Raw genomic sequence first — 25,943 nt, 5'->3', positions numbered from 1 at the left:
AACTAGCGGCGCAGGCTGGCCCAGACGCCGCCCAGGATCAGCAAACCGCCGAAGAGATGGATCAGCTTCGGCGGTTCGCCGAGAATGGCGAAAGACAATAGCGCGCTTGCGACCGGCCCGAGATAGAGCACGAGCGAGGTTCGCACCGAGCCGAACTTGCCGCCGAGCCAGGCAAAGCCGGCATAGGCGAGCAGGCCGGGAACGATCCCGGCGAAGACATAGGCCGACAGCGCCTTGGTGCTGAAGACCTCGCCCGGCCTCGCCCACATCTCCATGGCCGCTGGTGGCAGCGAGAACAACGCGCCGGCGGCGGAGAACAGGCTGATGCGTGCGAGCAGCGACGCCTTTGGCGCGGCGCGCGATTGCAGCAGCGTATAGCCGGACCAGCCGAGCATCGCGATCACGACGAGGCCGTCGCCTGCCGCGGTCTGAAGCTCGATCAGCGTCTGCGGATGGCCGCCGGAGATGATGAGCAGCGCTCCTGCGAGCGCCAGCGCCGTGCCGAGCCATTGCAGCGGGCCGACATGCTCGATGCCGCGCAGGGCCGAGATCAGCAGCACCACGATCGGCGACAGCGCCATGATCAGCGCGATGTGGATCGCCGTCGTCGACACGCCGGCGACATAGACCGGACCGCCGCACAGGAACATGCCCATGAAGCCGGCGGCGAGGATCGGCCAGATGTTTCGGCCGAGCGTCACGCGGCCCTCACGAATCTCCCTCAGCGCGATCGGCGCGAGCCCGATGGCGACGATGCCCCAGCGGAAGAAAGCGAGCGCGAAGGGCGGAACGGAGCCGGCGAGCCCGCGCGCCAGAACCTGATTGGAGGCTTGCGCGGTCGCCACCAGGATGAAGCCGATCAGCGCAATGGCACCCAACCAGGCGTCGCTGGCCGGCACTATGCCGGCCACGGCGTCACGACCGCCGTCAGAGGTTTCCTTGCCCAGTTCCTCGCCCATGGATCAATCGGATATCCGATGTCGGCCGTGGTGAGAACCCCGACGACGGCTCAGCCACATGCATATGCGGCACGCGCGCCATTCCGGGCGGCGCCGAGACACTCGCCAGCAGCACCGGCACGATGGGGGTGCGGGTGATCGACACCGAGAACACCGCGAGCAGCGCACAGACCATGCAGAGCCTCATCCGCACCGTCCTGCGATCGGAGATCGGCAGGAACAGGAAAAACAGCATCGCCAGGATCAGCAGCGCGTCGATCAGAAAAAACATGGCTCTCTCCCTTGCAACTGCGGGAGAGCATGGCCTGAGCCGCGGTGGACCGTATGTGGAAGGCGTCACACACCTGACGGCACCGGCGCGCGAGCGCGTCGAGGAGGAAGCGGCACGCGTCCGTTAACCGCTGACCTGCTCCGGACTGCCGGGCTGGAACCTCGATCTTTCACGCGTCCGTCGGTTGTATTCGCAAGCCCGGAGTCCTATGCCTACGCCCATGGACACCCAGATCATCACCGCCGCAAAGCCCCTGATGGCGCAGGCCCGGCCGCGCAAGCCGGCGCCGTTCCTCCCCATGAGCCGCGCCGAGATGGACGCGCTCGGCTGGGACGCCTGCGACATCGTGCTGGTGACGGGCGATGCCTATGTCGATCATCCCAGCTTCGGCATGGCGATCATCGGCCGCCTGCTGGAAGCGCAGGGATTTCGGGTCGGTATCATCTCGCAGCCGGACTGGCATTCGGCCGAGCCGTTCAAGGCGCTGGGCAAGCCACGCGTGTTCTTTGGCGTCACCGGCGGCAACATGGACTCCATGGTGAACCGTTACACCGCGGACCGCCGCATCCGCAGCGACGACGCCTATACGGCCGGCGGCGAAGGCGGCAAGCGGCCGGACCGCTGCACCGTCGTCTATGCGCAGCGCTGCCGCGAGGCGTTCAAGGACGTGCCGATCGTGCTTGGCGGCATCGAGGCCTCGCTGCGCCGGATCGCGCATTACGACTATTGGTCCGACAAGGTGCGCCGCTCGGTGCTAGCCGACGCCAAGGCCGACCTGCTGCTATACGGCAATGCCGAGCGCGCCGTGGTCGAAGTGGCCAACCGCATCGCGGCCGGCGAGACCGCGCGCGAGCTCGACGACATCCGCGGCGTCGCGCTGTTCCGCAAAGTCCCCGAGGACTACACCGAGCTGCACGCCGACGATCTCGATTCCGCCGACGAGGGCGCAACGCGCCAGAAGGGCGCGACCGTGATCCGACTGCCGGCGCTGGAGCAGGTCGAGCAGGACAAGGAAGCCTATGCGCGGGCGTCACGCGTGCTGCACCGGGAGAGCAATCCCGGCAATGCGCGGCCGCTGGTGCAGCGTCATGGCGATCGCGACCTCTGGCTCAATCCGCCGCCGATCCCGCTCACGAGCGAAGAGATGGACGCGGTCTACGACCTGCCTTACGCCCGCGCGCCGCATCCCTCCTATGGCGAGGCCAAAATTCCCGCCTGGGACATGATCAAGTTCTCGGTGACGATCATGCGCGGCTGCTTCGGCGGCTGCACCTTCTGCTCGATCACCGAGCACGAGGGCCGCATCATCCAGAACCGCTCCGAGGGATCTATCCTGCGCGAGATCGAAAAGATCCGCGACAAGACGCCGGGCTTCACCGGGGTGATCTCCGACATCGGCGGCCCCACCGCCAACATGTACCGGATGGCGTGCAAGGACCCGAAGGTCGAGGCGGCGTGCCGGCGGCCGTCCTGCGTCTTCCCGGAGATCTGCCCGAACCTCAACACCTCGCATGACGACTTGATCAGGCTCTATCGCAAGGTGCGCGAGACCAAGGGCATCAAGAAGGTGATGGTCGCCTCGGGCGTGCGCTACGACCTCGCGGTGGAGAGCCCGGAATACATCAAGGAGCTCGTCACCCATCACGTCGGCGGCTACCTCAAGATCGCGCCTGAGCACACCGAGCGCGGCCCGCTCGACAAGATGATGAAGCCGGGCATCGGCGCCTACGACAAGTTCAAGCGGATGTTCGACGAAGCCGCCGAACGCGCCGGCAAGAAATATTACCTGATCCCCTATTTCATCGCGGCGCATCCGGGCACGACCGACGAGGACATGATGAACCTCGCGCTGTGGCTCAAGAAGAACCGCTACCGCGCGGATCAAGTGCAGACCTTCCTGCCCTCGCCGATGGCGACGGCGACCGCGATGTATCACACCGGCGTCAATCCCTTGCGCGGCGTGCGCCACGGCGGCAGCGACAAGGTCGAGGCGATCAAGGGCCTGCGCCAGCGCCGCCTGCACAAGGCGTTTCTGCGCTATCACGACCCCGACAATTGGCCGGTGCTGCGCGAGGCTTTGATCGAGATGGGCCGCCGCGATCTGATCGGCTCGCAGCCGCATCAGCTCGTCCCCGCACACCAGCCGCCCGGCACCGGCAAGGCTGCCGGCACGCGGCGACCGGTGCGTCCCGGCGATAAGACCCAGCGCTTCACGACCAAGGGCGTGCGCATAAGGAAGTGAGGCGATGTCTTCGTTGATCGTGATCGGCCGTCTCGACGGGATGATCCAGTCGAAGCAAGAGGGCCTTTCCTTCAACCCCGATCAAGCCGACATCAAGGACCTCGGCTTTTGCGACGGACCGGATCAAGCGTTATCGTATCGTCCACCCCGGCCCGAACGGCTGCCGTACGATCTCTGGTGTACAGACAGGTTCCTGTCGATCAAACCCGAGGACGATAGTCCTTCCATCGGAAGTGTGGAGATCGGCGAGGCTCTGGTCTACGATAACAGGATGCACGCGGAGATCGACTTTACCGGCTTCCGCGTGAGGCTGTCGCTGCGAAGGGACGCTTACCAAGCCTACCTGCAATACATCGGCGAAGTCCCAAGGCCGGAGCCGGGCGACGAAGATTGTTGGCAAGGCTGGATCGTGCTTCGTATCCCCTCGGAGCCTTTCGAATTCCCGGCGCCGCGCGGCGGCTCCGATCCGTGGCAGATCGCGAAGCCGGTCGTCGGCCGACTGAATCTGATCAAGCAATTCGCCTTCGACGAGATCGAGATCCAGGCGCTTCGCGACGGACAAGACCATCGGGTGACGTTCGACGATGCCGGGCGCCGGCAGCGGCCTGGCTGGCGACCGGCGCTGACGCTGCGCACGTAACGGGACACGACCGCTTTAGAGATCCAGCACCACCTCGCCCGACACCGCATCGGTCACGCCGCGTCCGTTGCCCTGGTCCTCGAGCACGGACCTGAAACTATCGAGGGTCTTGATCATTGCTGGTCGTGCCGCGAGCAGCGCATCCTGGCTGGACCACGCGCCAATGAGACAGAAGGTCTGCTCGCCGGTCTTGATGATGACGCCATGCTCCAGGCCCGGCCATTTGGCCTTGCCGTCACGGTGCGCGTCGAGGAAAGCAGCTTCCTCACCCGGCTTCACCTTGAACTTCACCACATTGTAAACCTGCATGACGCGCCTCCGAAAATGGATGGATGAAAACGGGCGCCGCGTGCGGGACAGGACAAAACGTCCATACCGTCGCCCGGCGGGATGTTGCGCCTCGCTCGTGAGGCCGTCACCGTGACAAATCGGCATGCCGGGCCCGCCTCCGGACATTTCAGGCTCGCCGAAACAAAAAAGTCGAAAACAACCCCATGCAAAGTAGCCGGCCCTAGCGGGATCAAGGGCTTAGGCGGATTACGGAGATGCTGACCGGTCGACCGGACGGGCGTTGCACCGTCGGGCAACACAGGCGCATGATGGCATCATCGGACGTGCTGGCCGTCCGGCGGTCTAAAAGGTCCGCGCCGGCCGCCCCACCCAAAATGCGCAGATGGCCAATCCCTGCACCAGCGCCGCGGCAGCATAAAATTCTGGTGTGGCAGCCGAACCGGCCGGAAATAGTTCGCGGATCAAGCCGAACACCGCCGGCGCAAATGAATAGGCACCTTGCGACATGGCAACGATCAGCGCGACCACGCGCGGCACATCCTCTCGCGCGAACTCGACCTGGGCAATCAGCGGCGGGAGGAACGTGCCATTGCCGAAGCCGAGGCCGTAGAGGACGACCCCGAGGATCAACAACGGGATGTTCGTTCCAGCCGCGGCAAGGAAGATGATCGAGCCCGTGATCTGAACGGCATAGCTGGCGCAGGCAATCAGCCGCCGGTCGATCCGCGCAGGCATGAGCCAACCCAGCAGCGTCCGGCCGGCGATCGCTATGATGCCGACCAATCCCACGGCCGGCCCTGTCCATTTCGCACCGAGCGCAGGTTGCAACAGCGAGAAGAGATGCGCGGCGAGGCCGATCTGTGCGAACAGTCCGAGGCTCATGCCCGCTGCAAGCGTCAGGAATTTTCGATCGTGCCAAAGCAGCGATCCGGGCAGCGGCCGTGCTGTCTCCGCCGAGATAGTCTCGGAGGCCGGCGCAGCTCCATCCGGCACCGATCCGGCGGACTCCGGCGGCCGCGACAGCACGGTGCTCGCGAGCGTCCACACCACGACGATCATGACGAGGCCGATGGCAGCGGCGGCCGCGGCAAATCCGACCATTGCGATGGCTGTGGCCCAGAGCGGTGAGAACACGATGCCGCCGACATTTGCGCCGTTATACGCAATGGCGAGGGCAGCGGGACGACGGCGGGTGAACCAGGGCGACACGATGGCGTTCACCGCGGCGATACCCATCGTCACCCAGCCGGCACCACCCAGCAGCGCCGCGGCGAAGAGCTGCCAGGGCGTTGCCGCCACCGCCCATCCGAGGACGCTGACGGCCAGCAACGTGGCACCGACCTTGGTCACGGCTGGAATGCCGAAGCGCCGATAGAGCGCCGGCAGATTGGCCGTCACGATCGATCCCGTCAGGAAGTGGACGGTGACGGCCGTCGAGACCAGGGCCAGCGACCACCCCCTGGCTTCGTGAACGGTACTCAGGAAGACCGGCGGACCATAGAAGCCGAACCCCAGCCCGAAGACAGCAAGCACGAAGGCCGCGGCGACAACCCGCCATCCATGGAACGTATCGGTTTGCATTTTCTTCGACCGCTCGAGTCCGGCGATTTGATTGTGCACACGCGGGCCGATGCGTCCTTCGCTGCCGGTCGAAGCGTGAGATCGGAAGCAAATGCATCGCGAAATGAGTTGACTCGGGCGGCATCACGCAACATATAAAGTTACATGAAACGAGATTCCCGACTATCCGGCGTGCTCCACGTGCTCTTGCACATGGCGCAGCAGCCGGGGCCGTTCACGTCCGAGACGCTGGCGACGGCGATGGACACCAACCCCGTGGTGATCCGCCGCATCATGGCGGGCCTGCGCGATCTCGGTTACGTGCGCTCGGAGAAAGGGCATGGCGGCGGCTGGATGCTGGCATGCGACCTCTCGAAGGTGACGCTGCGCGATGTTTACACCGCGCTCGGCAGTCCGTCGCTGCTGGCGATGGGCAACCGGACGGAGGCGCCGGGCTGCCTCGTCGAGCAGGCCGTCAATGCCGCGCTCGATCAGGCCTTTGCCGACGCAGAAGCGCTGCTGCTGGCGCGCCTCGGCGAGGTGACGCTGGCGATGCTGGGCGAGGACATGCGCAAGCGGCTTGGGTCTCGCAGGATTCACGACATCGGCGCGCATCGCGCGTGAACAGCTGTATTCAGGGACAGTATCATGACCGACATTCAAGCCGCATTCGCCGATCCGCAATTCGTGACTCGATACACCGAAGGACCACCGCGGTTCGTGCCGGGCTATGACGCCATGCAATCCATGGCGTCCATTCTGCTGGCCGAAAGCGTTCCCAGCGATGGGCAGGTGCTCGTCCTCGGTGCCGGCGGCGGCCTGGAGCTCAAGGCCTTTGCGCAGGCGCATCCCGGTTGGCGCTTCGACGGCGTCGACCCGTCCGCGCCGATGCTGGCGCTGGCCGGGCAAACCCTGGGAGAGCTCGCACCACGTGCACGCTTTCACCAAGGCTATATCGATGACGCCCCTGAGGGACCATTCGACGGCGCGACCTGCCTGCTGACCCTGCACTTCGTCGATGCTACGGAGCGACGCCGGATCGCCTCGGAAGTCCGCCGCCGGCTCAAGCCGCGCGCACCGTTCGTTGTCGCGCATTTCAGCATTCCCGACGGCGAGCAAGAGCGCCCGCGATGGCTGGCGCGGTATTCCGCATTCCTGGCCTTCTCCGGCGTCGATCCCGACAGGGCGGCAGCCGCGCGGGACGCCGTCACTAATCATCTGGAAATTCTGGAGCCCGCGCAGGATGAAGCGATCTTGCGCGAGGCAGGCTTCTCCGACCCGACCCTGTTCTATACCGGCTTCACGTTCCGAGGCTGGGTGGCTTATGCGTGAGGGGTGCTCACCGGTCCACAGGCACCCCGGGCCCGAGATGATACCGGCTGGAGAAGAACACCAGCGGCGTGGTGTCGCGATAGTCGCAGGCCGAGACTTCGGCGATGATCAGGGTGTGGTCGCGGACATCGACGTGGCGCGTGACCTCGCAGGCGAACCAGGCCATGGATCCCTGAAGGCGCGGCAGGCCGTCGACGATGTCGAAATCGGGAGCGGCGCCGGTGTTCGGCTGGCTCGCGAAATGTTGCGACAGATCCCGGCCATGGTCCGGCAGGACGTTGACGCAGTAGCGGCGGGTCGCCGAGATCGCGCGGTGCATCCGGCCGGGCATGACCGATACCAGCACGGTAGGCGGCGAGAGGCTGACGGTGACAAAGCTGTTCGCGGTCATGCCACAGACGCGGCCGTGCTCGTCGAGCGCGGTTAGCACCGCGACGCCAGTCGCAAAGCGTGACGCAGCTTCGCGGAACGCCGCCGGAGTGGCGCGCGGAATCTCAGTCCCTGCTCGCATCGGTGCTCACGCAATCGCCCGGACGGGCTCAGCCGGTGCTGACATGCGCTCGATCCAGGCCTGGATGCGCTGCGGCGTGGAGATGCGGTCCCACTGGCGATCCGGGTAATTGAAATTCTCGGTGAACTCGTTGGCCAGCGCGGGGTTCTGGCTCATCGCGCCGATCAGCATGCCCAACGCTTCGGTCGGCGGCTGCAGCATCACATTGGTCCAGCGCGAAGCCGCGAGCACGCGGTCCTGCCGCTTCAGGTCGATCTTCTCGCACAGGCGTGCATCGAGCACGTCGGCGTTGACGATCTCCTCGCCCAGCACGAAGGCGGCATAGGAGGCGACGTTGGCGCCCTGGCCCATCATGGGATCGACGATAGCGTGGACGTCGCCGAGCGCGATCGCGCATTTGCCGTCGTCGAATTCGACCATGGTGTTGCGCACCGTCGGCACGACGCCGCCCTGCAGCAGGTCCTGCGGCTGCGCCAGGTCGAAGCGCGCGGTGTCGATGCGGTCGTAGGTCGTCGGATGATGCTTCTCCAGCTTGCCCAGCAGCACTTTCAGGAAGTACTTCGGATTGTCGTCGTAGCTGAGCGTCGCCAGTTCCTCCATGTCGCCGCCCGGCACGTTTTCCATCAGCAGTGCGTTGGCGATGCCGCCGAAGGTGACGGTCGGGATCACGATCATCTCGCCGTGGCCGGGTGACACCGAGAGCGTGACGTTCATGGGATCAGGCTGCCGCACGCCGGTGTAGAGCCCGACGCACAGCCGCCGCTGGGGCTGCGAATAGGGCGAGTGCTCCGGCCGGTAGGTGAAGAGCTGTCCGAGCGGACCCTTGCCGGTCGAGACGACCAATAGGTCGAACCGCGCGACCAGCGGACGAATGTCGCGCTCCTCGATGCGGCGATACTCGATCTTGCCGCCGCGGTTCGCGAAGTCCTTCATCAGGGCGGGCAAATAGAGCCGGTAGTCGACGGCGCGGCTCGGCTTGGAGAAGTCGCCGCGAAAGCTCAGCGGCTGCGGGAAGTTGAAGACGTGGTCGTGGTAGTAATAGTGATCCTTCGGATCGCTCCAGTGGTTGACGCCGAGATAGTCCTCACGCGCGAGCGTCACGTGGTGATGCGCCACGGTGTTGATCAGCCGGATATCGCGATAGTCCTCGTGCGGACGGTCGGTGATGATGGTGGCGTCCACGCCATGCTTTTGCAGGTAGAGCGCGAGATGCAGGCCGGCGATGCCGGCGCCGACGATTCCGACGTTTCGTGCCACGTGGTCTCCTCCCCGTTTGCGGCCCTTGCGAGGGCTTGTTTTGAGGGATGCTAGCCAGCAGCCGTGTTGCACGCTACGGAATATATAGGATAAGAATCATTCCAGAATGGAATGAATGATGGACCGGATCGATTGCCTGCGCGCTTTCGTTCGCACGCTGGAGGGCGGCAGCTTCTCGGCGGCAGCCAAGGAGCTCGGCATCGGCCAGCCCGCGATCAGCAAGCGCATCGCAACGCTGGAAGCCGAATTCGGCACGCAACTGTTCTCGCGCACGACGCGCACCCTGAAGCCGACGGCAGAGGCGCATCGCATCTACGATCTGGCGCGCCAGATCCTCGACAGCTTCGACATGGCGCGCTCCAGCGTCGAGCAGGCCGCACCGCGTCCCAGCGGCACGCTTCGGATCGGCGTGCCCTCCTCGTTCGGACGGCGCTACATGATGCCTGTCATCGCCGACTATGTGCGGCACTATCCCGAAGTACGGGTCGACATCCGCTTCAGCGAACGCTTCGTCAATCTCGTCGAGGAAGGCATCGAGCTGGCACTTCGGATCGGGAATCTGGAGGCGAGCACCCTGGTGGCGCGCCGGCTCGGCACCGTGCAGCGCTATCTGGTGGCGACACCGACCTATCTGCACGGCCGCCCGCTGCCGCGCACGCCCGACGATCTCGCCGCCCATCAGTGCATCGTCTATTCCAGGATGTCGCCGGCGCACCAATGGGCCTTCGAATCCGAGCATGGCCGGCACGTCGCCTCGATCAACGGCCCCATTCACGTCGACGACGCCGACGCCATGCAGGAAGCGACCATGCATCATCTCGGCATCGCCATCCTGCCCGAATGGAATGCCGCGGACGGTCTTCGCAGCGGCGAACTCGAGCACGTGCTGCCGGACTACACCATCGCCGCGCTGCCGCTGCACGCGGTCTATCCGGAGACGCACTGGATGTCGCTGCGTGCGCGCAGCTTCCTCGATCTGCTGATCGCACGCGCCGATCATTTCTCACCGGCCTCGCCGATGGTCCACCGCGGGCACGACAGTTGAAGCCGACCGAAGCCGTGCCGGGAACAGTGCTTCCTATCCCGGCGGGGAGCCCTGGCAAATTCGAATCGAGAAGCTCGGCAAATTCCACGAACGCTAATAAGGGACAGCGCCGCTGAGGCATCTCGTCATCAGGCCCAGAATAGTTCTTGCATCGCGTGCACAATGAGCGGCTGATGTCAGCCTGAGCGCGCCACGCTGCTGAACTGCCGGAGGCCGCAATGAAGAGCTACGTAAACCACGAAAACATCAGACGGTATGAGAAGCTCATCGCCATCAGCGAAGGTGATCCCTCGCGCGATGAAGCAAGGCATCAGACGCTGTTGCGCCTCCTGGCCGAGGAAAAAGCCAAGGACGCGCGGCCGGACGACTGGCCAAATATCTGATCGGGACCGCCGAAGCCGACGCAATCCAATTCACTCCAAGCCCGTTCGGGCCATGGCGGCAATTTGCAGTTGACCCGCAACGGAGGAGTTTCTTTTGACGCTCGCGGAACCATTGTTCCCCGAGTCCATTGGCTCCCTGACACAAACTTATTTTTGGGAGATACTTCATGAGAATTCTCACAGTCTTAGCAGCCGCAGCCGGTACGCTCATCGTGACCGCTGCTTCGGCAGCCCCGCTTTCCCTCAGCGCGCCGTCCACACCCGAGAACAGCGTTCAGAACGTTCGCATGGTCTGCAACGAGAACGGACGGTGCTGGCGCGAGCGTAGCGAACGACGCGTGATCATCCGCGAAGGACGCGATGCCTACGGCTATGCACCGCGCGAGCGCTACATCGAGCGGCGTGGCTATGATGACCGCGGTGGCGTCGGCTTCCGCGCTCCCGGTGTCAGCGTCGGAATCGGCACCTACTGAGCGACGAAGCGAGCGAATGAAACAGGCCGCGGTGCAACCCGCGGCCTTTTTTTTTGGGATTTTTTTATCGGACTCTCGGGCGATCGGCGGGTGAAGAGATCCAGCTCAGCCCGCTGCGGCGACCGAGCCGAGCGGCACGTCCAGTGCGTAAACGAATCCGCCCCGTTCATATGCGAGGCTCACCTGCCCGGTCAGTTGCTGACCGAGAGACCCCATCATCCGGGTGCCGAAACTCCGGCGTGTGGGCGGCTCGACCGGGGGACCGCCCCTTTCGGTCCAGACAAGGCGAAGCCTTCGCTTCGCCTCATCGATCGCCCACGAAATCTCGACGCGGCCTGTCGGGACGGACAGCGCGCCGAACTTGGTGGTGTTGGTGCACAGTTCGTTGAACGTCATCGCGAGCGCAATGACGGCGACGGAGGTAATCCGGATATCCGGTCCATTGAAGTGGAAGCGTCGGTCTCCCGGACTGTCGTAGGGCTCCGTTGCGCTGCTCAGCGTGTGGGTCAGGCTCGCATCGGCCCAACTCACCTGCATCAAGAGATCATGGGCTCGCCCCAAGGCGAGCAGCCTGCCCTCCATGGCCTTCTGTCCATGCTCGATACTCGGCGCGCCGCGGAAGCTCTGGGACGCGATCGCACTCACCATGGCAAGCGTGTTCTTGACGCGATGATGCAGCTCTCCGAGGATGAGCTTCTGCAACTTGTCGGCGGCACTTCGCTGCTCGGCATCGATACCGGCCTGAACGATCAGGGCGCGCGCGTCTATCTCGGCCTGTTCGAGCAGCAGGCGGAGGGTGTCGTTCTCGGCGGACAGGGAAGCCTCCTGCTCCGACCGGGAGGTGGGCGCAGCGGTCCGCGCGGCGTCGAATATCCTATCTGGCGTCCAGTCGCCTGCCGTCGGAACGATCTGCAAAGCTCCTGCGCCGACCATGGCCTGCAACTCGGTGATCATTTGCTCGACACCGAGCGGTTTACCGAAAAACCTGCTGTCCGCTGGCCGTTCCGCCTCGGACGGCTTCACCTGGCCGGACACCAGAATGATCTTGATCGAGGGCCAGCGCTCGTGCACCGCATGGGCGAGCTTGAGGCCATCGATGCTGCCGGGCATCTGAATGTCGGTCAGCAGCAGCGAGATGTCCGATCGGGACTCCAGAACCGAGATTGCCTCGTCGGCGTTGATCGCCTCGATGGGACAGAACCCGGCATCCTCCACAATGTCGACCGCACGCATCCGCAGGATCATTTCGTCTTCCACGACGAGAACGTTCGGCACCTGGATTGGATCTGTCGACATGGTGATCTCACTCTCTCTCGTCGGGCCGAGGGTGTCTCGGAAGCCGCGAATCTCGTAAGCCGATTGCGCTTGACCGACGTCCCCCACCCATTGCTGCGCTTCTCGAGCGGAGAAGGCCAGCCAATTCGCCTGCGTCAGCGATATCTCGTCTCAGCGCTGCGGTCCGATCACGACCAGGCGGGTCGGATGGAAGCACTGGAGGGTTGGGCTGATCCCCTCAGGCGAGCGGATTGACGGACGACCGATCTATCGCCGGGCAGTCACGAGGCGAGCTTCCTGGATCTTCGCTCCAGCACCGGCATGTCGCAAGCAGGACGTGGTAAGGTCCGGCCAGACCTGTGCCGAGCAATCCGATGAAGCGGCTTGGATTGCGAGCCGGTCCCCTTTGGCCAGTGCCTGAAGCTCATCCGCCTGCACTTTTGGAGCAAAAGCCGGCAAAGCGATCACCGACGCTCCGAGGAGAACGAAAGCCGCGAGGGATGACAGAGATCTTACCATTTTGTTCTGCTGACTTTTTTCTCGTCGACCCTGCCACGTCTGAGGATCCGGCATGACAACAACCATAACGAGAGATTGTTCCCCTTTCTCAACTCCGTCGTTTGGTCTTGCTCATTCCAGTGGCTGGTGCGCCTCGGGTATCCAGCGGAGCGACGCGCGCTGACGCAACAGATCTGAACCATTGGCCCTGCTAATCGTCATCCTCCGTGGAGGACAACAGATGATGGAAGACCAATTGGCGCGCCAGGAGCAGATCGCTTCTCGTTTAGAACAATCCAAGCGCCTGCTGCGGGCTGCGAAAAGCCCCACGATCACGCAGCGCATTGGGAAGCTGATCAGTGCCCTGGAGCGGGAGCAAGCGGAAGAAAACGAAAAATAATCACCGCTCGCGGCCGCGGCCCCCCCGGGTCAGGCTTGCGCCGGCATGGAGCGTCACGGCGTCAACGCTAGCGATGGGGCGCGGCTCCCACTCGCCGAACTGAAAGACCCGCCAGCTATCATCACTGCCGCCGTTAACCCTGTCGGCAAATGATCCGCCGCAGGTCGGCGGCCGCCGTCAAAGTTGCCTTATTGGCGCGGAGAATTTTCCGGGGGGGCTAACTTGGGTTAGAGGCGCGTGATGCTGAGAATGGCGCTGTTGGGCCTCCTCATCCTGTTGAGTGTGGGAATGCTGTCGGCCATGGAGCTGAGCGCGCCACCGCGTCGCGCCGTCGCAATGGTCCAGCCACCGGCCGAACAGAGCGAGGGCATCACTGCTTCGCATGATGCGCTGGCGAAGGCGGATCGCCTCGAGGTCGCCGCTGTGAGCAGCGGGATGCCGACGCAGGCGGCTTCGATCGAAAACTCCGTTGCTCCGCAAGACGTCCATGTCGGTTCGTCCGCGCCGGCACCGCTCATCCGCCAGCGAAACAAGCCGAAGCCGATCGCGACCGCGAAACCTCGCGAGCCGAAGCCGAAGGCAATCGTCGTCAAGCGAACCGCCAATGTTCAACGCGCCCAGGCCGCCGGCGAAACCGAGTCCTGCCGGCTCAAGGCGTTTGGCGGCTTGCTCAAGGCACTGAATATGAGGGGCTGCGAAATCTGAGGACGCCGCGAACTGCCTGAGCCTGTGGCTGCTTTCCTCCGAGAGCTGCTGACCCTACGCCTGACTGCCATCTTTCCCCCGGCCGGCGTCTCGCAAACCGCTCCGATCATCCCTAAATTGCGCGCATGAAGAAGATCGGATTTCTGTCCTTCGGACACTGGACGCCCTCGCCACAATCGCAGACCCGGTCCGCCGGCGACACGCTGCTGCAATCGATCGAGCTGGCCGTGGCGGCCGAGCAATTGGGGGCCGATGGCGCCTATTTTCGCGTGCATCATTTTGCGCGGCAGCTCGCCTCGCCGTTTCCGCTGCTCGCGGCCGTCGGTGCAAAAACGAGCCGTATCGAGATCGGCACGGCTGTGATCGACATGCGCTACGAGAATCCGCTCTACATGGTGGAGGACGCCGGCAGCGCCGACCTCATCGCCGGCGGGCGGCTGCAGCTCGGCATCAGCCGCGGCTCACCCGAGCAGGTGATCGACGGCTGGCGCTATTTTGGCTATCAGCCGGCCGAGGGCCAGAGCGATGCCGACATGGGACGGCGCCACGCCGAAGTCTTTCTCGACCTCTTGCGCGGCGAAGGCTTTGCCGAGCCCAATCCGCGGCCGATGTTTCCGAACCCGCCGGGCCTCTTGCGCCTCGAGCCGCATGCGCAAGGCCTGCGCGAGCGGATCTGGTGGGGCGCCGGCTCGAACGCGACCGCGGTGTGGGCGGCCAGGCTCGGCATGAATTTGCAGAGCTCGACGCTGAAGAACGACGAGACCGGCGAAGCCTTTCATGTGCAGCAGGCCGCGCAGATCCGCAGCTATCGCGCCGCGTGGAAGGAGGCCGGCCACGCCCGTGAGCCGCGCGTGTCCGTCAGCCGCAGCATCTTTGCGCTGATGAACGATCGCGACCGCGCCTATTTCGGCGGAGAGCGGGGCGGCGAGGACCAGATCGGCTTCATCGACCCGCAGACCCGGGCCATCTTCGGCCGGAGTTATGCCGCCGAGCCCGATGCGCTGATCGAGCAGCTACGCCAGGACGAGGCCATCACCGAGGCCGACACGCTGCTGCTGACGATCCCGAATCAGCTCGGCGTCGATTACTGCGCGCATGCGATCGAGGCGATCCTGAAGCACGTCGCACCGGCGCTGGGGTGGCGGTGACAGGAGCCGGTGCGGCACCACCATAAGGCGCGGTTGACTTCGCGCACCACCCTCGCCAATGATCCCCCCGGGGACTATTGGACTGAATCAGGGGGTTGGAATGGGCTTGCGTCCGGGAATTTTCGTTGCGGCTTTCTTGCTTGCGGGGTGTGCGTCGGGACCGATGGGCAGCACGGCCCTGACAGATAACGTCAAGGCAAATAATGCGCGGCTGGTGGTCTATCGCTCATCGGCCCTCGGTTTCGCCATCCAGCCAAGCTATTCGGTCGATGGACGCTCCGTTGGAGGCAGTCAGGCTGCCGGCTTCGTGGCCTGCGACCTGCCTCCGGGCCGCCACGAGGTCGCGGTCAACAATCTTCCGCTGAGCAGCAATCTGTTCGGGCAGGGAAGCGAGAAGGTCAGCCTCGATCTGCGCGCCGGCAGCACCACCTACCTCTCCGCCCAACCGCAGATGGGAATCATCACGCCCGGTGCAATCACGCTGGTTCAGGTGACGGAAAGCCAGGGCCGAGCCGACGTCGCCAGCTTGCATCAGAGCAACAGCTCATGCGGCAAGGCATGATCTGAGGCGATACACTCTCATCGCATCGCGCTTTGGCGCGCCTCCACCTCACCCCGTCTTCGTCCCGGTGATGACGGCCAGCGCCTCGACGAGACGATCGAGATCGGCCTCGTCGGTGAACAGCGCCGGCGTCACCCGGATGCATTGGCCTTTGGCGACGCCGGCCCGGCGCACCGTCATGACCTTGTGGCTGTCGCGGAGCTTCACCACGATGGCCTCGTTGTCGGCCTTGCTGGTCTTGCCGGCGAGACGAAACGACGTGATCGCGCCGTATGAGCCGGCTTCGTCCGGCGTCAGGATCTCGATGTCCTTGAAGCCGCGGGCGCGGCTCACCCAATAATCGCGCAAATGGCGCAAGCGGGCCTGCTTCGCCGCCGCGCCGATCTGCTGATGCAGCGCGATCGCCGTGGGCACCGTCAGCACCGTGGCGAAATTGACCGTGCCGGTGTGAACCCTCGAGCGGATATCGGTCTCGGCAAAATCCTCGTCGCCCATGTCGCGATCGATGGCCGCGAGGCGGTCCTTCCTGATGTAGAGGAAGCCGACGCCGAGCGGCGCGCCGATCCATTTGTGCAGGTTGAAGCCGACGAAATCGGCTTCGAGCTCACCCACCTTGAAGTCGATCTGCCCCCAGGAATGCGCGGCGTCGACGATGGTGTCGATGCCCTTGGCCTTCGCCATGCGGGCGATCTCCGCGATCGGCATCACGAAGCCGGTGCGGTGGCTGACATGGGTCAGGAGCAGAAGCTTCGTCTTCGGGTTCGCTTCGATGGCGCGGGCATAGGCGTCGAGCACCGCCTGGCGCGTGGCGGGCTCCGGCACGTCGAACTTGACAACCTCGACGCCGCGGCGCGCCTTCAGCGCGTTCATCGCATATTGCATCGAATCATAATCGAGGTCCGCATAGAGCACGCCGTCGCCGGGCTTCAGCCTGTTGTAGCCGCCGATGAGCAGCTGCAGCGCTTCGGTCGCGCCGCGGGTGAGCGCGATCTCCTCCACCGCCGCGCCGACCGCTTCCGCCACCTTGGCGCGCACGGCATCGAAATCCGCACCCGCGCGCAGCCGCGCATAATAGGTGTTCTGATAATTGATCATGTCCGACTGGCGGATGAACTCTCGCCGCACCGGCTCGGCCATGACGCCCCAATAGCCGTTCTCGAGATTGACGACGTCGGACGTCACGGCATAGAGCCGCTTGACCTCGGCCCAATAGGCCCTGTCGGTGGCGATTGCGGCCCCGGCCGGCCGCATCGGAAGCCCCTCGGTCGCCACACCCTCGGCTGCCAGACCCTCGGTGACCATGGCCGGTGCCGCCAGCGACGTGACGGCGGCGGCCGCGAAACCCCTCAGGATCGACCGGCGGGCGGATGAAATCGTCTCAGTCATATGCATATCATTCTCCACGACGCGCGGCGAAAGGACCAGCGATCGATAGAGAGCGAATGACGAAACGGTGACGGTTCGATGATGGCGGATTCGCGCGATCTCACAGCAAGGCAGCGTTGGCTGCCTGCTGGTAGATCATCGCGGCCACCAGGGACAGCAGCAGGCCCGCGCCCGCGAAGATCAGCAGCACCTTCAGAGTCTCGGCGTCGACGTCGGCGCGTGTCGCACGCGATATCGCCCTTGCCAGTGCAGCCATCATCGCCAGCTCCGAACCGGGCCGCGCCGCACGCGAGCCCTTGGTTGATCTAGCGTGATCGGTCAGGTTTGCGTGTGAAGCAGATTACGGGTGAGCTTGCGAGCTGCGCCGACAGCGCGCGGCCACGATCAACGGCAAGACGTCGCGGTGCCGGCAGCACGACGTTGTTAGGTGCGGGCGGCGTGGGCCCCGGTTCTCGCAGAACGGGACCCCTCGCATTCAGTGCATGTGGCCGATGAGATAGATGCCACCGCCGACAACCAGGATGGCGGGCACGGCCCAGAGAATCAGTACCGGCATTTTCCTCTCCTCCAATCAGCGATGAAACGGGAAAAACTGGCAAATGTTCCTCTCGCAGAGGGAACGGGCAGGTGGATGGCGAGTTCATTGCAGCGCCGCATACAGCGGCGAGGGAGAATGCGATGAAGAAATTCATACTGATATCCGCGGCCGCGTTGCTCGTGTCGTCGAGCGCGATGGCGCAGACCACTGTCGTCACCACGACTGGCGCCGGCCATGGCGCTGCGGTGCAGATCGAGCCGGAATATCGCACCAAGATCCGGTCCTACGTCACCGAACACAAGATCCGCCCCGTCGAAACGCGCGAGAAGATCGTGATCGGCTCGCCGGTGCCGCGCGACGTCGAGCTCGCGACCGTTCCGAGCGACTGGGGTCCTTCGCTCACCAAGTACCGCTACGTCTATTCGGGCAGCCATGTGATGCTGGTCGATCCCGAGACCCGCATGGTCGTCCAGGAGGTCGACTAACACCGCCGCGGCGGGCCGTGGAGGAGCGGCCCGCCGCGTCATCGCACCTCGTCATGCCGCGGTAGCATTCAATGCCCATCGTTCGATACTTTCTGTTTGCAGGCGCATTCGTTGTCGCCCTGCTATTCGCACTCGATCGCTCCCTGCCACCGCCCGCCGATAGTTCTGCAAGCTCCGACGTCGACCGCAGCATCATCCGCATCCACTCCGCGCGCGCCTGGCCCGAAAAGATCGTCTTCGATACGTCCACAGACATCGCGACCATGGTCTCCTCGCACCTGCTTGCCACCGAGCGGCGAGACGACTCCAGCCGAGCGCTTGCGATGGCTGCGCCGCAGAAGCCGGAGACGAAGATCGCACCCGCATCTCAGCTGAGCACCGTTCCGACAACGAGCTTTCGTTCGAAGCGAGCGGCACGCCCGGCCGCTTCACGCCGGCCCTACGACCGTCAGCTGATCGTCGGAGCGTTCCGAGAGAATTGATCCATGCCGCGGCGCAGGGCGTGTATTGCCGCGAGCGTTCAGTCCGGATGAACAACGACTGAATGAACGACCGCGGTGCGCGTCCGTCGCGCCGCAGAACTCAGCACAAGCATAAATCTGCGCGCCAGCTTCTCTCGACACAGGAACGTTTGCGCGATTGCCAGTTTATCCCGAGCCTGATTTGGCGATTTGCTTTTTTTGAAACAACCCTGGAGGAGAACGACATGAGGATCCTGAAGCTTTCTGCGGCTGCGGCCGCGCTGCTTGCCGGCACCGCATTTGCTGTTGCGCAATCGAGTTCGACGGTCGGCACCGGCGGCTCGTCAGCGGGTGGCGGCACCAGCAGCTCGACGGTCGGTACCGGCGGATCTTCCGCTGGCGGCAGCGGGTCGGGCTCGGCCTCGACGCTCGGCACCGGCGGCTCGTCGGCCGGCGGCGGCACCAGCAGCTCGAGCGTGGGCACGGGTGGCTCGGCGGCCGGTAGCGGCTCAGGCAGCGGCTCGGCCTCGACGCTCGGCACCGGTGGCTCATCGGCCGGCGGCGGCAAGAGCTCGTCCAGCGTCGGCACCGGCGGCTCGGCAGCCGGCAGCGGCTCCAACTCCGCATCGACCGTGGGCACCGGCGGCTCGTCGGCCGGTGACGGCAAGAGCGGCTCGACGGTCGGCGCGGCCGGCTCGTCTGCGGGCCATGCCAGCGACATGGGCATGGAAAAGGGCAAAGGCCACCACAAGGACGAGATGAAGAAGGACAAGAATTGATGCCTTGACCGGGGAGCGGCAGCGATGCCGCTCCCTTGTCTTTGTTGGAGGAGAACTCCCATGACCAGATCAATCATCGCGATCGCAGCGTTGACCTTGATGACCGGCGCTGCTCAGGCGGCGACCATGGAAAGGACCGGCAAGACGGCATCGGGCGAGACCTGCAAGGTCACGGTCGAAAAGCACGCCGACGGCAGCATCAGCGCGGCCGGCGCATCAGGTTCAGGCACCACCGGGTCCACCGCGTCGAGCGGTTCGCTGTCGAGCTCGAGCTCGGCGGGCGGATCGTCCGTGCATGTGCAGGCCGGCGGCGGCAGCGTTTCGAGCTCCTCGGCGACGGCAGGCGGTCCTGGCACCACCAGCGCCAGCACCATCACCGTCAACGGCTGCACGATCTCGACGTCGTCCCCATAAGATTCACCGAAAGGATTGAAAATGAAAACCTTGCTTACGACTTCGGCGGTCGCATTGCTGCTGGCCGCCACTTCACCAGTTCTTGCGCAGAAGAGTATCACCGGCGGAAGCGGCGGCTCGGCCGCAGCTGGCGGCACCTCGGCCTCGACGGTCGGCACCGGTGGCACGTCCACCTCGGCGAACGGCAGCACCGGCTCGTCGATCGCGGCCGGCGGAAGCGCAGCTGCCGTCGACGGCAAGACGCAGACCGGCGTCAGCATGAACAAGGGCAACGGCCCGGTGATGAATTCCAACGCCCGGGCGCAGGCCCATGAGGGCGGCACGTTCAGCCGCTCGCATACGCGCACCCAGGTCAAGGCCGGCGAACAGGTCGGCTCGACCACCAAGACCATGTCGCATGTGCCGGGCTCGAAGCCGACCATGTCGACGACATCGACGACGGCGCGCTAATCCTCACAACCTGCTGCCCGGCTCGACCGGGCAGCTTTTTTCTTGAGTTTTTCCCGAGTTTTTCCCGAGTTTTTCCTGGGCCGGCTCAGCCGCCATTCAGGCTGTGGCTGATCCGCGTGACGATGCGGTCCCATTGCCGCTTCTCGGCCACGGGATAATTCACCAGCACGCAGTGCACGTAGCCGCGCGAGAAATTGCAGCGGTCGTACCAGATTGTGCCGCGCTTGATGCTGGAAACCACGAAGAAGTTCCGCGCAATGCGCTTGTAGATGATCTCGGGCGGAGGATTCTTCCTCGCCAGAAATTCGGCAGGCGACAGACCCTGCCGGTTGGAAACGGCCTGTACGGTGAGATCGGCCCTGCCGTCGGAGGTGCGAAACTGCTGGCCGTAGCCGTCGGGCTTGCCGGCCATCTCCGTGAAAATCGAGACGGGAATGTCAACGGAGGTCCCGGACTCGGGAATCTGGTAGCTGCTCCAGCTATCGGCCCGGGCAACGGACAGGGTGGCAGAAAGCGCAAAGGCGGCGGCAAGGATCGTCTTCATATCGGCCTCATCTGTTGCGCGGCGCCAATTGCAGCTCCATCAGAGCGATCCGCTGCAAGTTCCCGACGTTGCGCTCGCCCGCACCAGCCGTGCGCAGGATGGATTCCGCGAGCGCGTTGACGTGCGAGGAATGCACGGGCTCCGGCAGTGTGGCAACGGCGGCTTCCAGGGCGGTCGTCATGATCTCGATCACCTCGGGGGAAAACTCAGCGTTGGAAAAGTTCTTCATCGCATGCATCGCCGCTGGTGCGGAGCCGTCAGTCAACGCCAGGAAAAAATGGAAGTTCCTGAACAGGTGCGCGACCAAAGGGCATTGAGTACGACTTCCGCAGCCGATCCTGCGCGATGCCGGGCGTCGGCTTACGTCACGGCCTGGTAGTGCGTGAGCGGCTCGCGTTCCGCCTTCTCGCTGGCGACGGCCTGCATTCTCACATGATTGCCGATGACGAGGCCGGTGAGCGAGAGCATGAGGCCGAGCGCCAGCGGCGCGAACAGGGCTTCTTCCTGGAACAATCCGTTGAGCAGCACGACCATGACGCCGAAGCCCGCGAGGCCCTGCGTCGAATATCCTGAGGACGCGTAGAGGCGCCAGGCCTTGAGCGCCATCGCGAAATAGAACGCCAGCAGCACGAAAGCGGCGACGCCCATCTGGTACAACAGCACGCCGATCGCGCTTTCGACCGCGCCGTCGATCGTCCCGGCCGCCTGCGCGGCACTCCAGTCGATGGAGAAATAGCTGTCCGACAGATTGCCGCCGATGCCGAGGCCGCGGCCGTAGGGTCTTTGCACGAAGCCGTCCAGGCCGCCCATCAACCCGATGACGTGATAGTCGCCGATCTGAAGACCAAGTCGAATGGCCAGAATTGCAAAGGCGATCATGCCGACGAAGCCGAGCAACAGCGTCGCCACGGCACCGATGAGGCGGGTCCCGATCCAGGCCGCGATCACGAAGATGACGGTGATGAGCGCGCCCTTCACGCTGCAGAACACCAGCAGCGGCAAGGCTGCCAGGGCCAGCAACGGCCGCCCGACCGAAAACAGGAACAGGGTGAGAAAGCCGAGCCCGTAAGCAAAACTGATCGGGTGCATGTTCGGGCCGTGGATGCGCAGCATCTTCGACAGGCCGAACCCTTCGAGCAGGGGCGTGTTCAGGAAGTCGAAGCTGAAGCGGTCCTTGAGGTCGACGGGCACGTTGCCGGTGGCCCGCATCTGGGCCTCCCAGACGCCCGAATGGGTCGCCTTGAGCTCGTCGAAGCCCCAGAACGTATAGCCGTTGGTGATGGCCAGCCAGAAATCGCGGAAGGCGAACTCGACATAGCCGCAACAGATCAGGACGACCGCGAGCGCCACCAGGAACGGCGTGATGCGCACCTCATAGGTCGCGGCCGTCAGAAGCGAGAGCTGGAACAGGAACAGCGGCAGCACGATGTTGCGCAGATAAACCGCCGCCGGCTGGCCGTCCTGGATGAAGCCGATCGCGAAATACACCGACACCACGGCCAGGGTGATCACACCCCAGCGCATGATCTGATTGACTTCCGCTGACTGATTCCGCCGGCCCAGCACGTAAAGGCCGAACGTCGCCAGCCACATTACGGAGCAGACGAGGAAATTATAGCCCTTGATGAAGTCGAGATCCGACGGCAGTGGCACCAGCGGCGACAGGATCGAGACGAACAGGTTCTGGAAGAACAGGACGAAGATCGCGATGGCCGGCGCATAGGAGGGAACGCTGACGACGATGGCGATGCCGACGAGGACCTCGACGACAATGCCGAGCGCCGGACTGGCCAGATGCAGGATGGGTGCAAAGCCGATCGTCGCCGTCGCGATGCAGAACGTCGCAACCAGCTCGTACCATGCTGGCGGCGATATCGAGGCGTGCACGCTCTGATCCCGGGTCAAGTCGGCGGCGCTCATCGATCGTCCTTTGGCATCGCGCGGCGGTCACCATAGCGGGGCGATGGGTAAGGAGTCGTTAACGATAGCGGAGCGCGCGTCAGCGCCGGCCCGGCCGGGTCGTGCCGCCGAGCAGCGCCCGCATCACGTCGGGATCGGGCTGGCCGGTGCTGCGGTCGACGAGGCCAAAACCCTGCGCCAGCTCCCAATGCGTCCAGCCCCAGCAATGGTCGCGGGCATAGGCGGTGACTTCCGCGAGCCAACGCACCCGGCTCTGCCGGGGTGCGCCGGCTTTCAACACGCCGAATTCGTTGATGATGATCGGCCGCGCGAATTGCTGCTGCCATTGCAGCGCCGGCGCGAGCCAGCGATCGGCGCCCGGCCTGTCCTTGGCGGCGGCAATCGCAACGTCGAGCATGCCGAGCGCCTTGGAGGAGCCCCTCGCCTGCAGATCCTGGCGGATGGCCTGAACCTTGGGATCGCCGGCGCTGATCGGATAAGGCAGATCGATGATGTCGTGCAGCGGTTCCTGCGCATCCCAATGGGCCTGATGGGTGAACACCATGGGATCGTAGAAGTGGATGGCGTAGACGATATCGGGATCCGGCAGCGGCCGAAACCGCGGTAGCGAGTCCGCGCGTTGCCAGTTGACCGGGCCGATCACGAGAGTCGTCTTGGGAAGCAATCCGCGCACGAAAACGGCGAGCGTCTCGACCTCGGTCTGCCATCTGTCGGCGTCGACATCGGGCTCGTTGAGCAGCTCGGCGAAGATGCGATCGGGCGGATAGGACCGGATGACCTCCGCAAGACCGCTCCAGGCCTCCTGCATCTGCCGCAGCGCCGCGTCCGGATCCTCCTTGTGCAGGCGGTTGAAGCGCTCGCCGGGATGAAGATCGACCGAGATGGCGTAGCCGAGCGTGGTGAGCTGCTTCAGCGCCTGGTCGAGCACGCGCAGCGTCTCGTCGCGCTCGGCCTTGGCGACGAAACGAGGCATCACGCGCTCTGCCGGCACCGGAAGGCGGACATGGCTCATGCCGGCCCTGCGCAACTGCTGCAGCAATTCGCGGCTCGGCGCCGCGCCGTTGATCCAGCCGTCGGCATTGAAGCCGCGAGACAGTGCGGCAAGCCGGCCAGGTGCAACCGTCTGCGGCACGGGCACGCAATCGCCGGCGAACACCGGCGGGCCTGACGAGATCGACAAGAAGATCGCCGCGACCAGCAAACGACCGCGCAACGTCATGGTCAAACCGCAAGGCCCAATGCGCCGCCCTCGGGGTGCGGCGACAGCGAGCTCGCAGGCGCATGATTGACGACGAGACCCGTCGGCACGGTCTCGTAGCGCGACAGCGCCGCGGTCACCCGGCGCATCGCCGCCGAACCAAGCTCGCCGGCGCGCGCCACCAGGACGATGAGGTCCGCATGCGCCGCCAACGCGATGGCGTCGGGCTGCAGCGCGAGATTGCCGGCATGGACGATGATCAGGTCGAACTCGGAGCGAATATCGTCCTCGGGCCGCGCATCGGCCTTGCGGCCGGCGCTCAAGAGCTCGTCGATCGACTGCAATCCCGCCGTTGTCGAGCCGTCGTTCCATTCGGTCACCGGAGGCTGGTGACCTGCAAATTCCGGTTGGAGACGAATCAAGACGCTCATCATGCCCCGATTCACGGCGGCGCGATTCAGCGAGCGCGCAACGGTGTTGCCGCCGGCGCTCTTGCCGACCGACAACACCAGGGCGACCTTGCAACCGCGCACCGGCACGCGATCAATCCGCTCCAGCAGGGGACGTAGATAGACACCGAGATCGAGCTCGGCCGTCGCAATCGGTCGTTGCCAGACGGTATTGCTGTTGGTCCCGGCTCCGGACGAAAGATCGGGAATGCGGGCCCAGACGGGAAGCCGCGGCATCCCCTCGGGCCGTTCCGCGGCCGGAGGCTGAGCTTGAGGCTGAACGTGAGCCTGCACCTGCCGGCCTTGCGTCTCCCCCGCTGCGGCAGGCACGGGAGCTTCCGCGGGCGCGGGCTGGTCGGACAGGCTCGTCATCACCGCAACGGCCGCGGTCGACGTCAGCAGCGAGCCGATCGCCAGCGCGGCCAGCAGCAGCGCGAGCGGCGGGCGCGTCGAGCGCAGCGGCGGAATCGCAAGCGATGCGATCTTGGTCTGCGACGCCTGCAACTGACGCTGCTCGTTGGTGGTCTTGAACCGCGACAGGAACTGCTCGTAGATATTCCTGTTGGCGTCGGCGTCGCGCTGCAGCTCCTGCAGCTTCACCAGCGCCTGCCCGTCGACCAGCATCTGCGTCTCGACCGTCTTGAGCTGCTTTTCCAGCGCGTTCTGCTGTTCCAGCTGGGCTTCATATTCGGACTTGGCCGTGTCGATGTTCTTCTTCCGCTCGACCTCGATCTGGCGGTTGATGTCGGCCAGCTGGCTGTAGGAGATCGCGAGGTCCGGATGGCGCTCGCCATACACGGCTTTCTTCTGCGCAATCTGGTCATTCAGGGTCGAGCGCTGCGCCCGGAGCATGCTCAACAAGTCCTGCTTCACCGGCCCTTCGACATTGGCCTTGAGATCGCGCTGCACCTGCTCGTAGCGCGCCTTGGCTTCCTCAGTGCGCAGACGTGCGGCGGAGACCTGCTGGTTGAGATCGGTCACCCGCAATTGCTGGGTGGTGGAATCCTTGCCGGCGTTGAGAATCTTGTGCTCGAGCCTGAAGGCGGCGACGGCGTCTTCGGAGGCGCGCAGCCGCTCGTTCAACGTCTTCAGCCGGTCCTTGAGCCAGTCGGCGGCCTCGTCCGTGGCCTCGGTGCGGACGCGGCCTTGGCTCTTGACGAACGCCTCGGCGATGGCATTGGCGTAGTAGGCGGCCCGCTCGGAGCGGTTCGAAGTGAAGGAGATCGCAATGACGTAGGTGAGCCCGCGGCGCGTGATCTCGAGGCGGTTGCGGAATTTCTCGAGCAGGCGTGTCATGTCGGTATGACCGCCGGCGATGTCGTCATCGTCGGCGATCTTGAGCTGCTCGATCAGGGGGCGGAGAAAGCCGTCCGATTTGGCGATCTCGATCTGGCTCTGCAGGGCCGCCGCGTCCTGGCCGATGCCCGGCAGAACGTCCTGCTCCGTCGTGATGCGCAGCTCGCGGGGGTCGAGCACGACCAGAGCCGTCGCGGCATAGCGGACCGGCAGGATCATGAGAGCGACGACGCCGAGAGCGAACAGCGCCAATGCCAGCGTCAGAATGCGCCGGCCGTATTGGCGCAGGAAAGAGAGCGCTCCGGAGACGGTCAGCGATCCCTTGATCAATGCCGGCGCGGCGCCAGGCTTCGTCGCCACAGCGCGCGGCGTCTCCCACGAAGCCGCGGGCTCCGTCGGGGCGATGCTTCGCGGAGATGCGCGGCTACCGAACGCCATGGGGTTGGACTCGAAATCAACTGACAGTCACAG

General features: G+C 64.7%; 29 protein-coding genes. 15 read left to right on the top strand and 14 right to left on the bottom strand.

Annotated features, from left to right (window positions below):
• Window positions 1-2: 2 nt before the first annotated feature.
• Together SE92_RS26450 and SE92_RS26445 are read right to left on the bottom strand one after the other, a co-directional pair.
• Window positions 3-959 carry a DMT family transporter gene (locus SE92_RS26450; RefSeq protein WP_245324702.1) on the bottom strand — a complete coding sequence of 319 codons (957 nt, stop codon included), beginning with the start codon at window positions 957-959 and terminating at the stop codon, window positions 3-5.
• Entirely contained in the window at window positions 928-1,230 is a 303-nt protein-coding gene (locus tag SE92_RS26445; RefSeq protein WP_063200002.1) for a hypothetical protein, read from the bottom strand. Before SE92_RS26445 ends, SE92_RS26450 begins: the two co-directional genes overlap by 32 nt.
• Before the next feature lie 220 nt (window positions 1,231-1,450).
• Here SE92_RS26445 and SE92_RS26440 point away from each other — a divergent pair, with 220 nt between their 5' ends.
• Window positions 1,451-3,472, top strand: coding sequence for a YgiQ family radical SAM protein (locus tag SE92_RS26440; protein ID WP_063199999.1), 2,022 nt, complete (start codon window positions 1,451-1,453; stop codon window positions 3,470-3,472).
• 4 nt (window positions 3,473-3,476) lie between these two features.
• On the top strand, window positions 3,477-4,112 hold the full coding sequence (locus SE92_RS26435; RefSeq protein ID WP_157095686.1) for a hypothetical protein: 636 nt from the start codon (window positions 3,477-3,479) through the stop codon (window positions 4,110-4,112).
• 15 nt (window positions 4,113-4,127) lie between these two features.
• Here the strand turns inward: SE92_RS26435 and SE92_RS26430 are convergent, their stop codons facing one another.
• Together SE92_RS26430 and SE92_RS26425 are read right to left on the bottom strand one after the other, a co-directional pair.
• Window positions 4,128-4,421, bottom strand: a complete 294-nt coding sequence (locus tag SE92_RS26430) for an NIPSNAP family protein (protein WP_063199993.1) — start codon at window positions 4,419-4,421, stop codon at window positions 4,128-4,130.
• 324 nt (window positions 4,422-4,745) lie between these two features.
• On the bottom strand, window positions 4,746-5,984 hold the full coding sequence (locus SE92_RS26425; protein ID WP_063199990.1) for an MFS transporter: 1,239 nt from the start codon (window positions 5,982-5,984) through the stop codon (window positions 4,746-4,748).
• A 144-nt stretch (window positions 5,985-6,128) separates the two neighbouring features.
• Here SE92_RS26425 and SE92_RS26420 point away from each other — a divergent pair, with 144 nt between their 5' ends.
• Window positions 6,129-6,587, top strand: a complete 459-nt coding sequence (locus SE92_RS26420; RefSeq protein ID WP_063199987.1) for an Rrf2 family transcriptional regulator — start codon at window positions 6,129-6,131, stop codon at window positions 6,585-6,587.
• A gap of 24 nt (window positions 6,588-6,611) precedes the next feature.
• Window positions 6,612-7,295 carry a class I SAM-dependent methyltransferase gene (locus SE92_RS26415; protein ID WP_063199985.1) on the top strand — a complete coding sequence of 228 codons (684 nt, stop codon included), beginning with the start codon at window positions 6,612-6,614 and terminating at the stop codon, window positions 7,293-7,295.
• A 7-nt stretch (window positions 7,296-7,302) separates the two neighbouring features.
• Here SE92_RS26415 and styB read toward each other — a convergent pair whose 3' ends face one another.
• Together styB and styA are read right to left on the bottom strand one after the other, a co-directional pair.
• A complete protein-coding gene (gene styB, locus SE92_RS26410; RefSeq protein WP_063199982.1) occupies window positions 7,303-7,806 on the bottom strand; it encodes a styrene monooxygenase NADH-dependent flavin reductase subunit StyB in 504 nt (167 codons plus the stop codon).
• A 6-nt stretch (window positions 7,807-7,812) separates the two neighbouring features.
• Window positions 7,813-9,063 carry a styrene monooxygenase subunit StyA gene (styA, locus tag SE92_RS26405; RefSeq protein ID WP_063199980.1) on the bottom strand — a complete coding sequence of 417 codons (1,251 nt, stop codon included), beginning with the start codon at window positions 9,061-9,063 and terminating at the stop codon, window positions 7,813-7,815.
• A gap of 118 nt (window positions 9,064-9,181) precedes the next feature.
• On the opposite strand from styA, the gene SE92_RS26400 reads away from it, so the two are divergent.
• The 3 genes from SE92_RS26400 (at window position 9,182) to SE92_RS26395 (ending at window position 10,964) form a co-directional block, all read left to right on the top strand.
• Window positions 9,182-10,108, top strand: a complete 927-nt coding sequence (locus SE92_RS26400; RefSeq protein WP_063203771.1) for a LysR family transcriptional regulator — start codon at window positions 9,182-9,184, stop codon at window positions 10,106-10,108.
• A 218-nt stretch (window positions 10,109-10,326) separates the two neighbouring features.
• Window positions 10,327-10,491, top strand: coding sequence for a hypothetical protein (locus SE92_RS36105; RefSeq protein ID WP_157095685.1), 165 nt, complete (start codon window positions 10,327-10,329; stop codon window positions 10,489-10,491).
• Window positions 10,492-10,658: 167 nt separating this feature from the next.
• Window positions 10,659-10,964: a hypothetical protein gene (locus tag SE92_RS26395; protein ID WP_063199977.1), complete on the top strand. Its 306-nt coding sequence runs from the start codon at window positions 10,659-10,661 to the stop codon at window positions 10,962-10,964.
• A 105-nt stretch (window positions 10,965-11,069) separates the two neighbouring features.
• Here the strand turns inward: SE92_RS26395 and SE92_RS26390 are convergent, their stop codons facing one another.
• Entirely contained in the window at window positions 11,070-12,260 is a 1,191-nt protein-coding gene (locus SE92_RS26390; RefSeq protein ID WP_063203770.1) for a sensor histidine kinase, read from the bottom strand.
• 718 nt (window positions 12,261-12,978) lie between these two features.
• Here SE92_RS26390 and SE92_RS26385 point away from each other — a divergent pair.
• From SE92_RS26385 to SE92_RS26370, 4 genes are all read left to right on the top strand, one after another.
• Window positions 12,979-13,137 (top strand): hypothetical protein, encoded by a 159-nt coding sequence (locus tag SE92_RS26385; protein WP_157095684.1) that lies wholly within the window; start codon window positions 12,979-12,981, stop codon window positions 13,135-13,137.
• Window positions 13,138-13,386: 249 nt separating this feature from the next.
• Entirely contained in the window at window positions 13,387-13,842 is a 456-nt protein-coding gene (locus SE92_RS26380; RefSeq protein ID WP_245324701.1) for a hypothetical protein, read from the top strand.
• A gap of 125 nt (window positions 13,843-13,967) precedes the next feature.
• Window positions 13,968-14,990, top strand: a complete 1,023-nt coding sequence (locus SE92_RS26375) for an LLM class flavin-dependent oxidoreductase (RefSeq protein WP_063199968.1) — start codon at window positions 13,968-13,970, stop codon at window positions 14,988-14,990.
• A 100-nt stretch (window positions 14,991-15,090) separates the two neighbouring features.
• Window positions 15,091-15,552 (top strand): DUF2846 domain-containing protein, encoded by a 462-nt coding sequence (locus SE92_RS26370; protein ID WP_063199966.1) that lies wholly within the window; start codon window positions 15,091-15,093, stop codon window positions 15,550-15,552.
• Between the two features lie 48 nt (window positions 15,553-15,600).
• Here the strand turns inward: SE92_RS26370 and SE92_RS26365 are convergent, their stop codons facing one another.
• Window positions 15,601-16,938 (bottom strand): aminotransferase class V-fold PLP-dependent enzyme, encoded by a 1,338-nt coding sequence (locus SE92_RS26365; protein WP_245324700.1) that lies wholly within the window; start codon window positions 16,936-16,938, stop codon window positions 15,601-15,603.
• A 100-nt stretch (window positions 16,939-17,038) separates the two neighbouring features.
• Window positions 17,039-17,197, bottom strand: a complete 159-nt coding sequence (locus SE92_RS36805; RefSeq protein WP_198172786.1) for a hypothetical protein — start codon at window positions 17,195-17,197, stop codon at window positions 17,039-17,041.
• A 419-nt stretch (window positions 17,198-17,616) separates the two neighbouring features.
• Here SE92_RS36805 and SE92_RS26360 point away from each other — a divergent pair, with 419 nt between their 5' ends.
• The 4 genes from SE92_RS26360 to SE92_RS26340 all read left to right on the top strand — a co-directional run bounded on the left by SE92_RS26360 (window position 17,617) and on the right by SE92_RS26340 (window position 20,065).
• Window positions 17,617-17,961: a DUF1236 domain-containing protein gene (locus SE92_RS26360; protein WP_063199960.1), complete on the top strand. Its 345-nt coding sequence runs from the start codon at window positions 17,617-17,619 to the stop codon at window positions 17,959-17,961.
• Window positions 17,962-18,667: 706 nt separating this feature from the next.
• The gene (locus SE92_RS26350; protein ID WP_063199954.1) at window positions 18,668-19,201 is read left to right on the top strand and encodes a hypothetical protein; all 534 of its coding nucleotides are present in this window, start codon (window positions 18,668-18,670) and stop codon (window positions 19,199-19,201) included.
• Between the two features lie 60 nt (window positions 19,202-19,261).
• Window positions 19,262-19,615 (top strand): hypothetical protein, encoded by a 354-nt coding sequence (locus SE92_RS35165; RefSeq protein ID WP_084251889.1) that lies wholly within the window; start codon window positions 19,262-19,264, stop codon window positions 19,613-19,615.
• 21 nt (window positions 19,616-19,636) lie between these two features.
• Window positions 19,637-20,065 (top strand): hypothetical protein, encoded by a 429-nt coding sequence (locus SE92_RS26340; protein WP_063199948.1) that lies wholly within the window; start codon window positions 19,637-19,639, stop codon window positions 20,063-20,065.
• A gap of 85 nt (window positions 20,066-20,150) precedes the next feature.
• Here the strand turns inward: SE92_RS26340 and SE92_RS26335 are convergent, their stop codons facing one another.
• The 5 genes from SE92_RS26335 to SE92_RS26315 all read right to left on the bottom strand — a co-directional run bounded on the left by SE92_RS26335 (window position 20,151) and on the right by SE92_RS26315 (window position 25,910).
• Entirely contained in the window at window positions 20,151-20,609 is a 459-nt protein-coding gene (locus SE92_RS26335; RefSeq protein WP_063199945.1) for a hypothetical protein, read from the bottom strand.
• 7 nt (window positions 20,610-20,616) lie between these two features.
• A complete protein-coding gene (locus tag SE92_RS26330) occupies window positions 20,617-20,838 on the bottom strand; it encodes a hypothetical protein (RefSeq protein ID WP_063203769.1) in 222 nt (73 codons plus the stop codon).
• 131 nt (window positions 20,839-20,969) lie between these two features.
• Window positions 20,970-22,529 carry a hypothetical protein gene (locus tag SE92_RS26325; RefSeq protein WP_084251888.1) on the bottom strand — a complete coding sequence of 520 codons (1,560 nt, stop codon included), beginning with the start codon at window positions 22,527-22,529 and terminating at the stop codon, window positions 20,970-20,972.
• Between the two features lie 79 nt (window positions 22,530-22,608).
• A complete protein-coding gene (locus SE92_RS26320) occupies window positions 22,609-23,748 on the bottom strand; it encodes a glycoside hydrolase family 5 protein (RefSeq protein WP_063199942.1) in 1,140 nt (379 codons plus the stop codon).
• Between the two features lie 2 nt (window positions 23,749-23,750).
• Window positions 23,751-25,910 (bottom strand): GumC family protein, encoded by a 2,160-nt coding sequence (locus tag SE92_RS26315; protein WP_063199939.1) that lies wholly within the window; start codon window positions 25,908-25,910, stop codon window positions 23,751-23,753.
• Window positions 25,911-25,943 lie beyond the last annotated feature (33 nt).

The organism is Bradyrhizobium sp. AT1 (assembly GCF_001590795.1).
Taxonomy (GTDB): domain Bacteria; phylum Pseudomonadota; class Alphaproteobacteria; order Rhizobiales; family Xanthobacteraceae; genus Bradyrhizobium.
The sequence above is the reverse complement of the archived record's forward strand: the minus strand, read 5'-3'. Positions and strand labels throughout refer to the sequence as shown.

Excerpts from the sequence above, each read along its gene's own strand:
- SE92_RS26450 (WP_245324702.1), bottom strand. The coding sequence starts at position 959 with ATGGGCGAGGAACTGGGCAAGGAAACCTCTGACGGCGGTCGTGACGCC.
- SE92_RS26445 (WP_063200002.1), bottom strand. The coding sequence starts at position 1,230 with ATGTTTTTTCTGATCGACGCGCTGCTGATCCTGGCGATGCTGTTTTTC.
- SE92_RS26440 (WP_063199999.1), top strand. The coding sequence starts at position 1,451 with ATGGACACCCAGATCATCACCGCCGCAAAGCCCCTGATGGCGCAGGCC.
- SE92_RS26435 (WP_157095686.1), top strand. The coding sequence starts at position 3,477 with ATGTCTTCGTTGATCGTGATCGGCCGTCTCGACGGGATGATCCAGTCG.
- SE92_RS26430 (WP_063199993.1), bottom strand. The coding sequence starts at position 4,421 with ATGCAGGTTTACAATGTGGTGAAGTTCAAGGTGAAGCCGGGTGAGGAA.
- SE92_RS26425 (WP_063199990.1), bottom strand. The coding sequence starts at position 5,984 with ATGCAAACCGATACGTTCCATGGATGGCGGGTTGTCGCCGCGGCCTTC.
- SE92_RS26420 (WP_063199987.1), top strand. The coding sequence starts at position 6,129 with ATGAAACGAGATTCCCGACTATCCGGCGTGCTCCACGTGCTCTTGCAC.
- SE92_RS26415 (WP_063199985.1), top strand. The coding sequence starts at position 6,612 with ATGACCGACATTCAAGCCGCATTCGCCGATCCGCAATTCGTGACTCGA.
- styB (WP_063199982.1), bottom strand. The coding sequence starts at position 7,806 with ATGCGAGCAGGGACTGAGATTCCGCGCGCCACTCCGGCGGCGTTCCGC.
- SE92_RS26400 (WP_063203771.1), top strand. The coding sequence starts at position 9,182 with ATGGACCGGATCGATTGCCTGCGCGCTTTCGTTCGCACGCTGGAGGGC.
- SE92_RS36105 (WP_157095685.1), top strand. The coding sequence starts at position 10,327 with ATGAAGAGCTACGTAAACCACGAAAACATCAGACGGTATGAGAAGCTC.
- SE92_RS26395 (WP_063199977.1), top strand. The coding sequence starts at position 10,659 with ATGAGAATTCTCACAGTCTTAGCAGCCGCAGCCGGTACGCTCATCGTG.
- SE92_RS26390 (WP_063203770.1), bottom strand. The coding sequence starts at position 12,260 with ATGTCGACAGATCCAATCCAGGTGCCGAACGTTCTCGTCGTGGAAGAC.
- SE92_RS26385 (WP_157095684.1), top strand. The coding sequence starts at position 12,979 with ATGATGGAAGACCAATTGGCGCGCCAGGAGCAGATCGCTTCTCGTTTA.
- SE92_RS26380 (WP_245324701.1), top strand. The coding sequence starts at position 13,387 with ATGGCGCTGTTGGGCCTCCTCATCCTGTTGAGTGTGGGAATGCTGTCG.
- SE92_RS26375 (WP_063199968.1), top strand. The coding sequence starts at position 13,968 with ATGAAGAAGATCGGATTTCTGTCCTTCGGACACTGGACGCCCTCGCCA.
- SE92_RS26370 (WP_063199966.1), top strand. The coding sequence starts at position 15,091 with ATGGGCTTGCGTCCGGGAATTTTCGTTGCGGCTTTCTTGCTTGCGGGG.
- SE92_RS26365 (WP_245324700.1), bottom strand. The coding sequence starts at position 16,938 with ATGACTGAGACGATTTCATCCGCCCGCCGGTCGATCCTGAGGGGTTTC.
- SE92_RS36805 (WP_198172786.1), bottom strand. The coding sequence starts at position 17,197 with ATGATGGCTGCACTGGCAAGGGCGATATCGCGTGCGACACGCGCCGAC.
- SE92_RS26360 (WP_063199960.1), top strand. The coding sequence starts at position 17,617 with ATGAAGAAATTCATACTGATATCCGCGGCCGCGTTGCTCGTGTCGTCG.
- SE92_RS26350 (WP_063199954.1), top strand. The coding sequence starts at position 18,668 with ATGAGGATCCTGAAGCTTTCTGCGGCTGCGGCCGCGCTGCTTGCCGGC.
- SE92_RS35165 (WP_084251889.1), top strand. The coding sequence starts at position 19,262 with ATGACCAGATCAATCATCGCGATCGCAGCGTTGACCTTGATGACCGGC.
- SE92_RS26340 (WP_063199948.1), top strand. The coding sequence starts at position 19,637 with ATGAAAACCTTGCTTACGACTTCGGCGGTCGCATTGCTGCTGGCCGCC.
- SE92_RS26335 (WP_063199945.1), bottom strand. The coding sequence starts at position 20,609 with ATGAAGACGATCCTTGCCGCCGCCTTTGCGCTTTCTGCCACCCTGTCC.
- SE92_RS26330 (WP_063203769.1), bottom strand. The coding sequence starts at position 20,838 with ATGAAGAACTTTTCCAACGCTGAGTTTTCCCCCGAGGTGATCGAGATC.
- SE92_RS26325 (WP_084251888.1), bottom strand. The coding sequence starts at position 22,529 with ATGAGCGCCGCCGACTTGACCCGGGATCAGAGCGTGCACGCCTCGATA.
- SE92_RS26320 (WP_063199942.1), bottom strand. The coding sequence starts at position 23,748 with ATGACGTTGCGCGGTCGTTTGCTGGTCGCGGCGATCTTCTTGTCGATC.
- SE92_RS26315 (WP_063199939.1), bottom strand. The coding sequence starts at position 25,910 with ATGGCGTTCGGTAGCCGCGCATCTCCGCGAAGCATCGCCCCGACGGAG.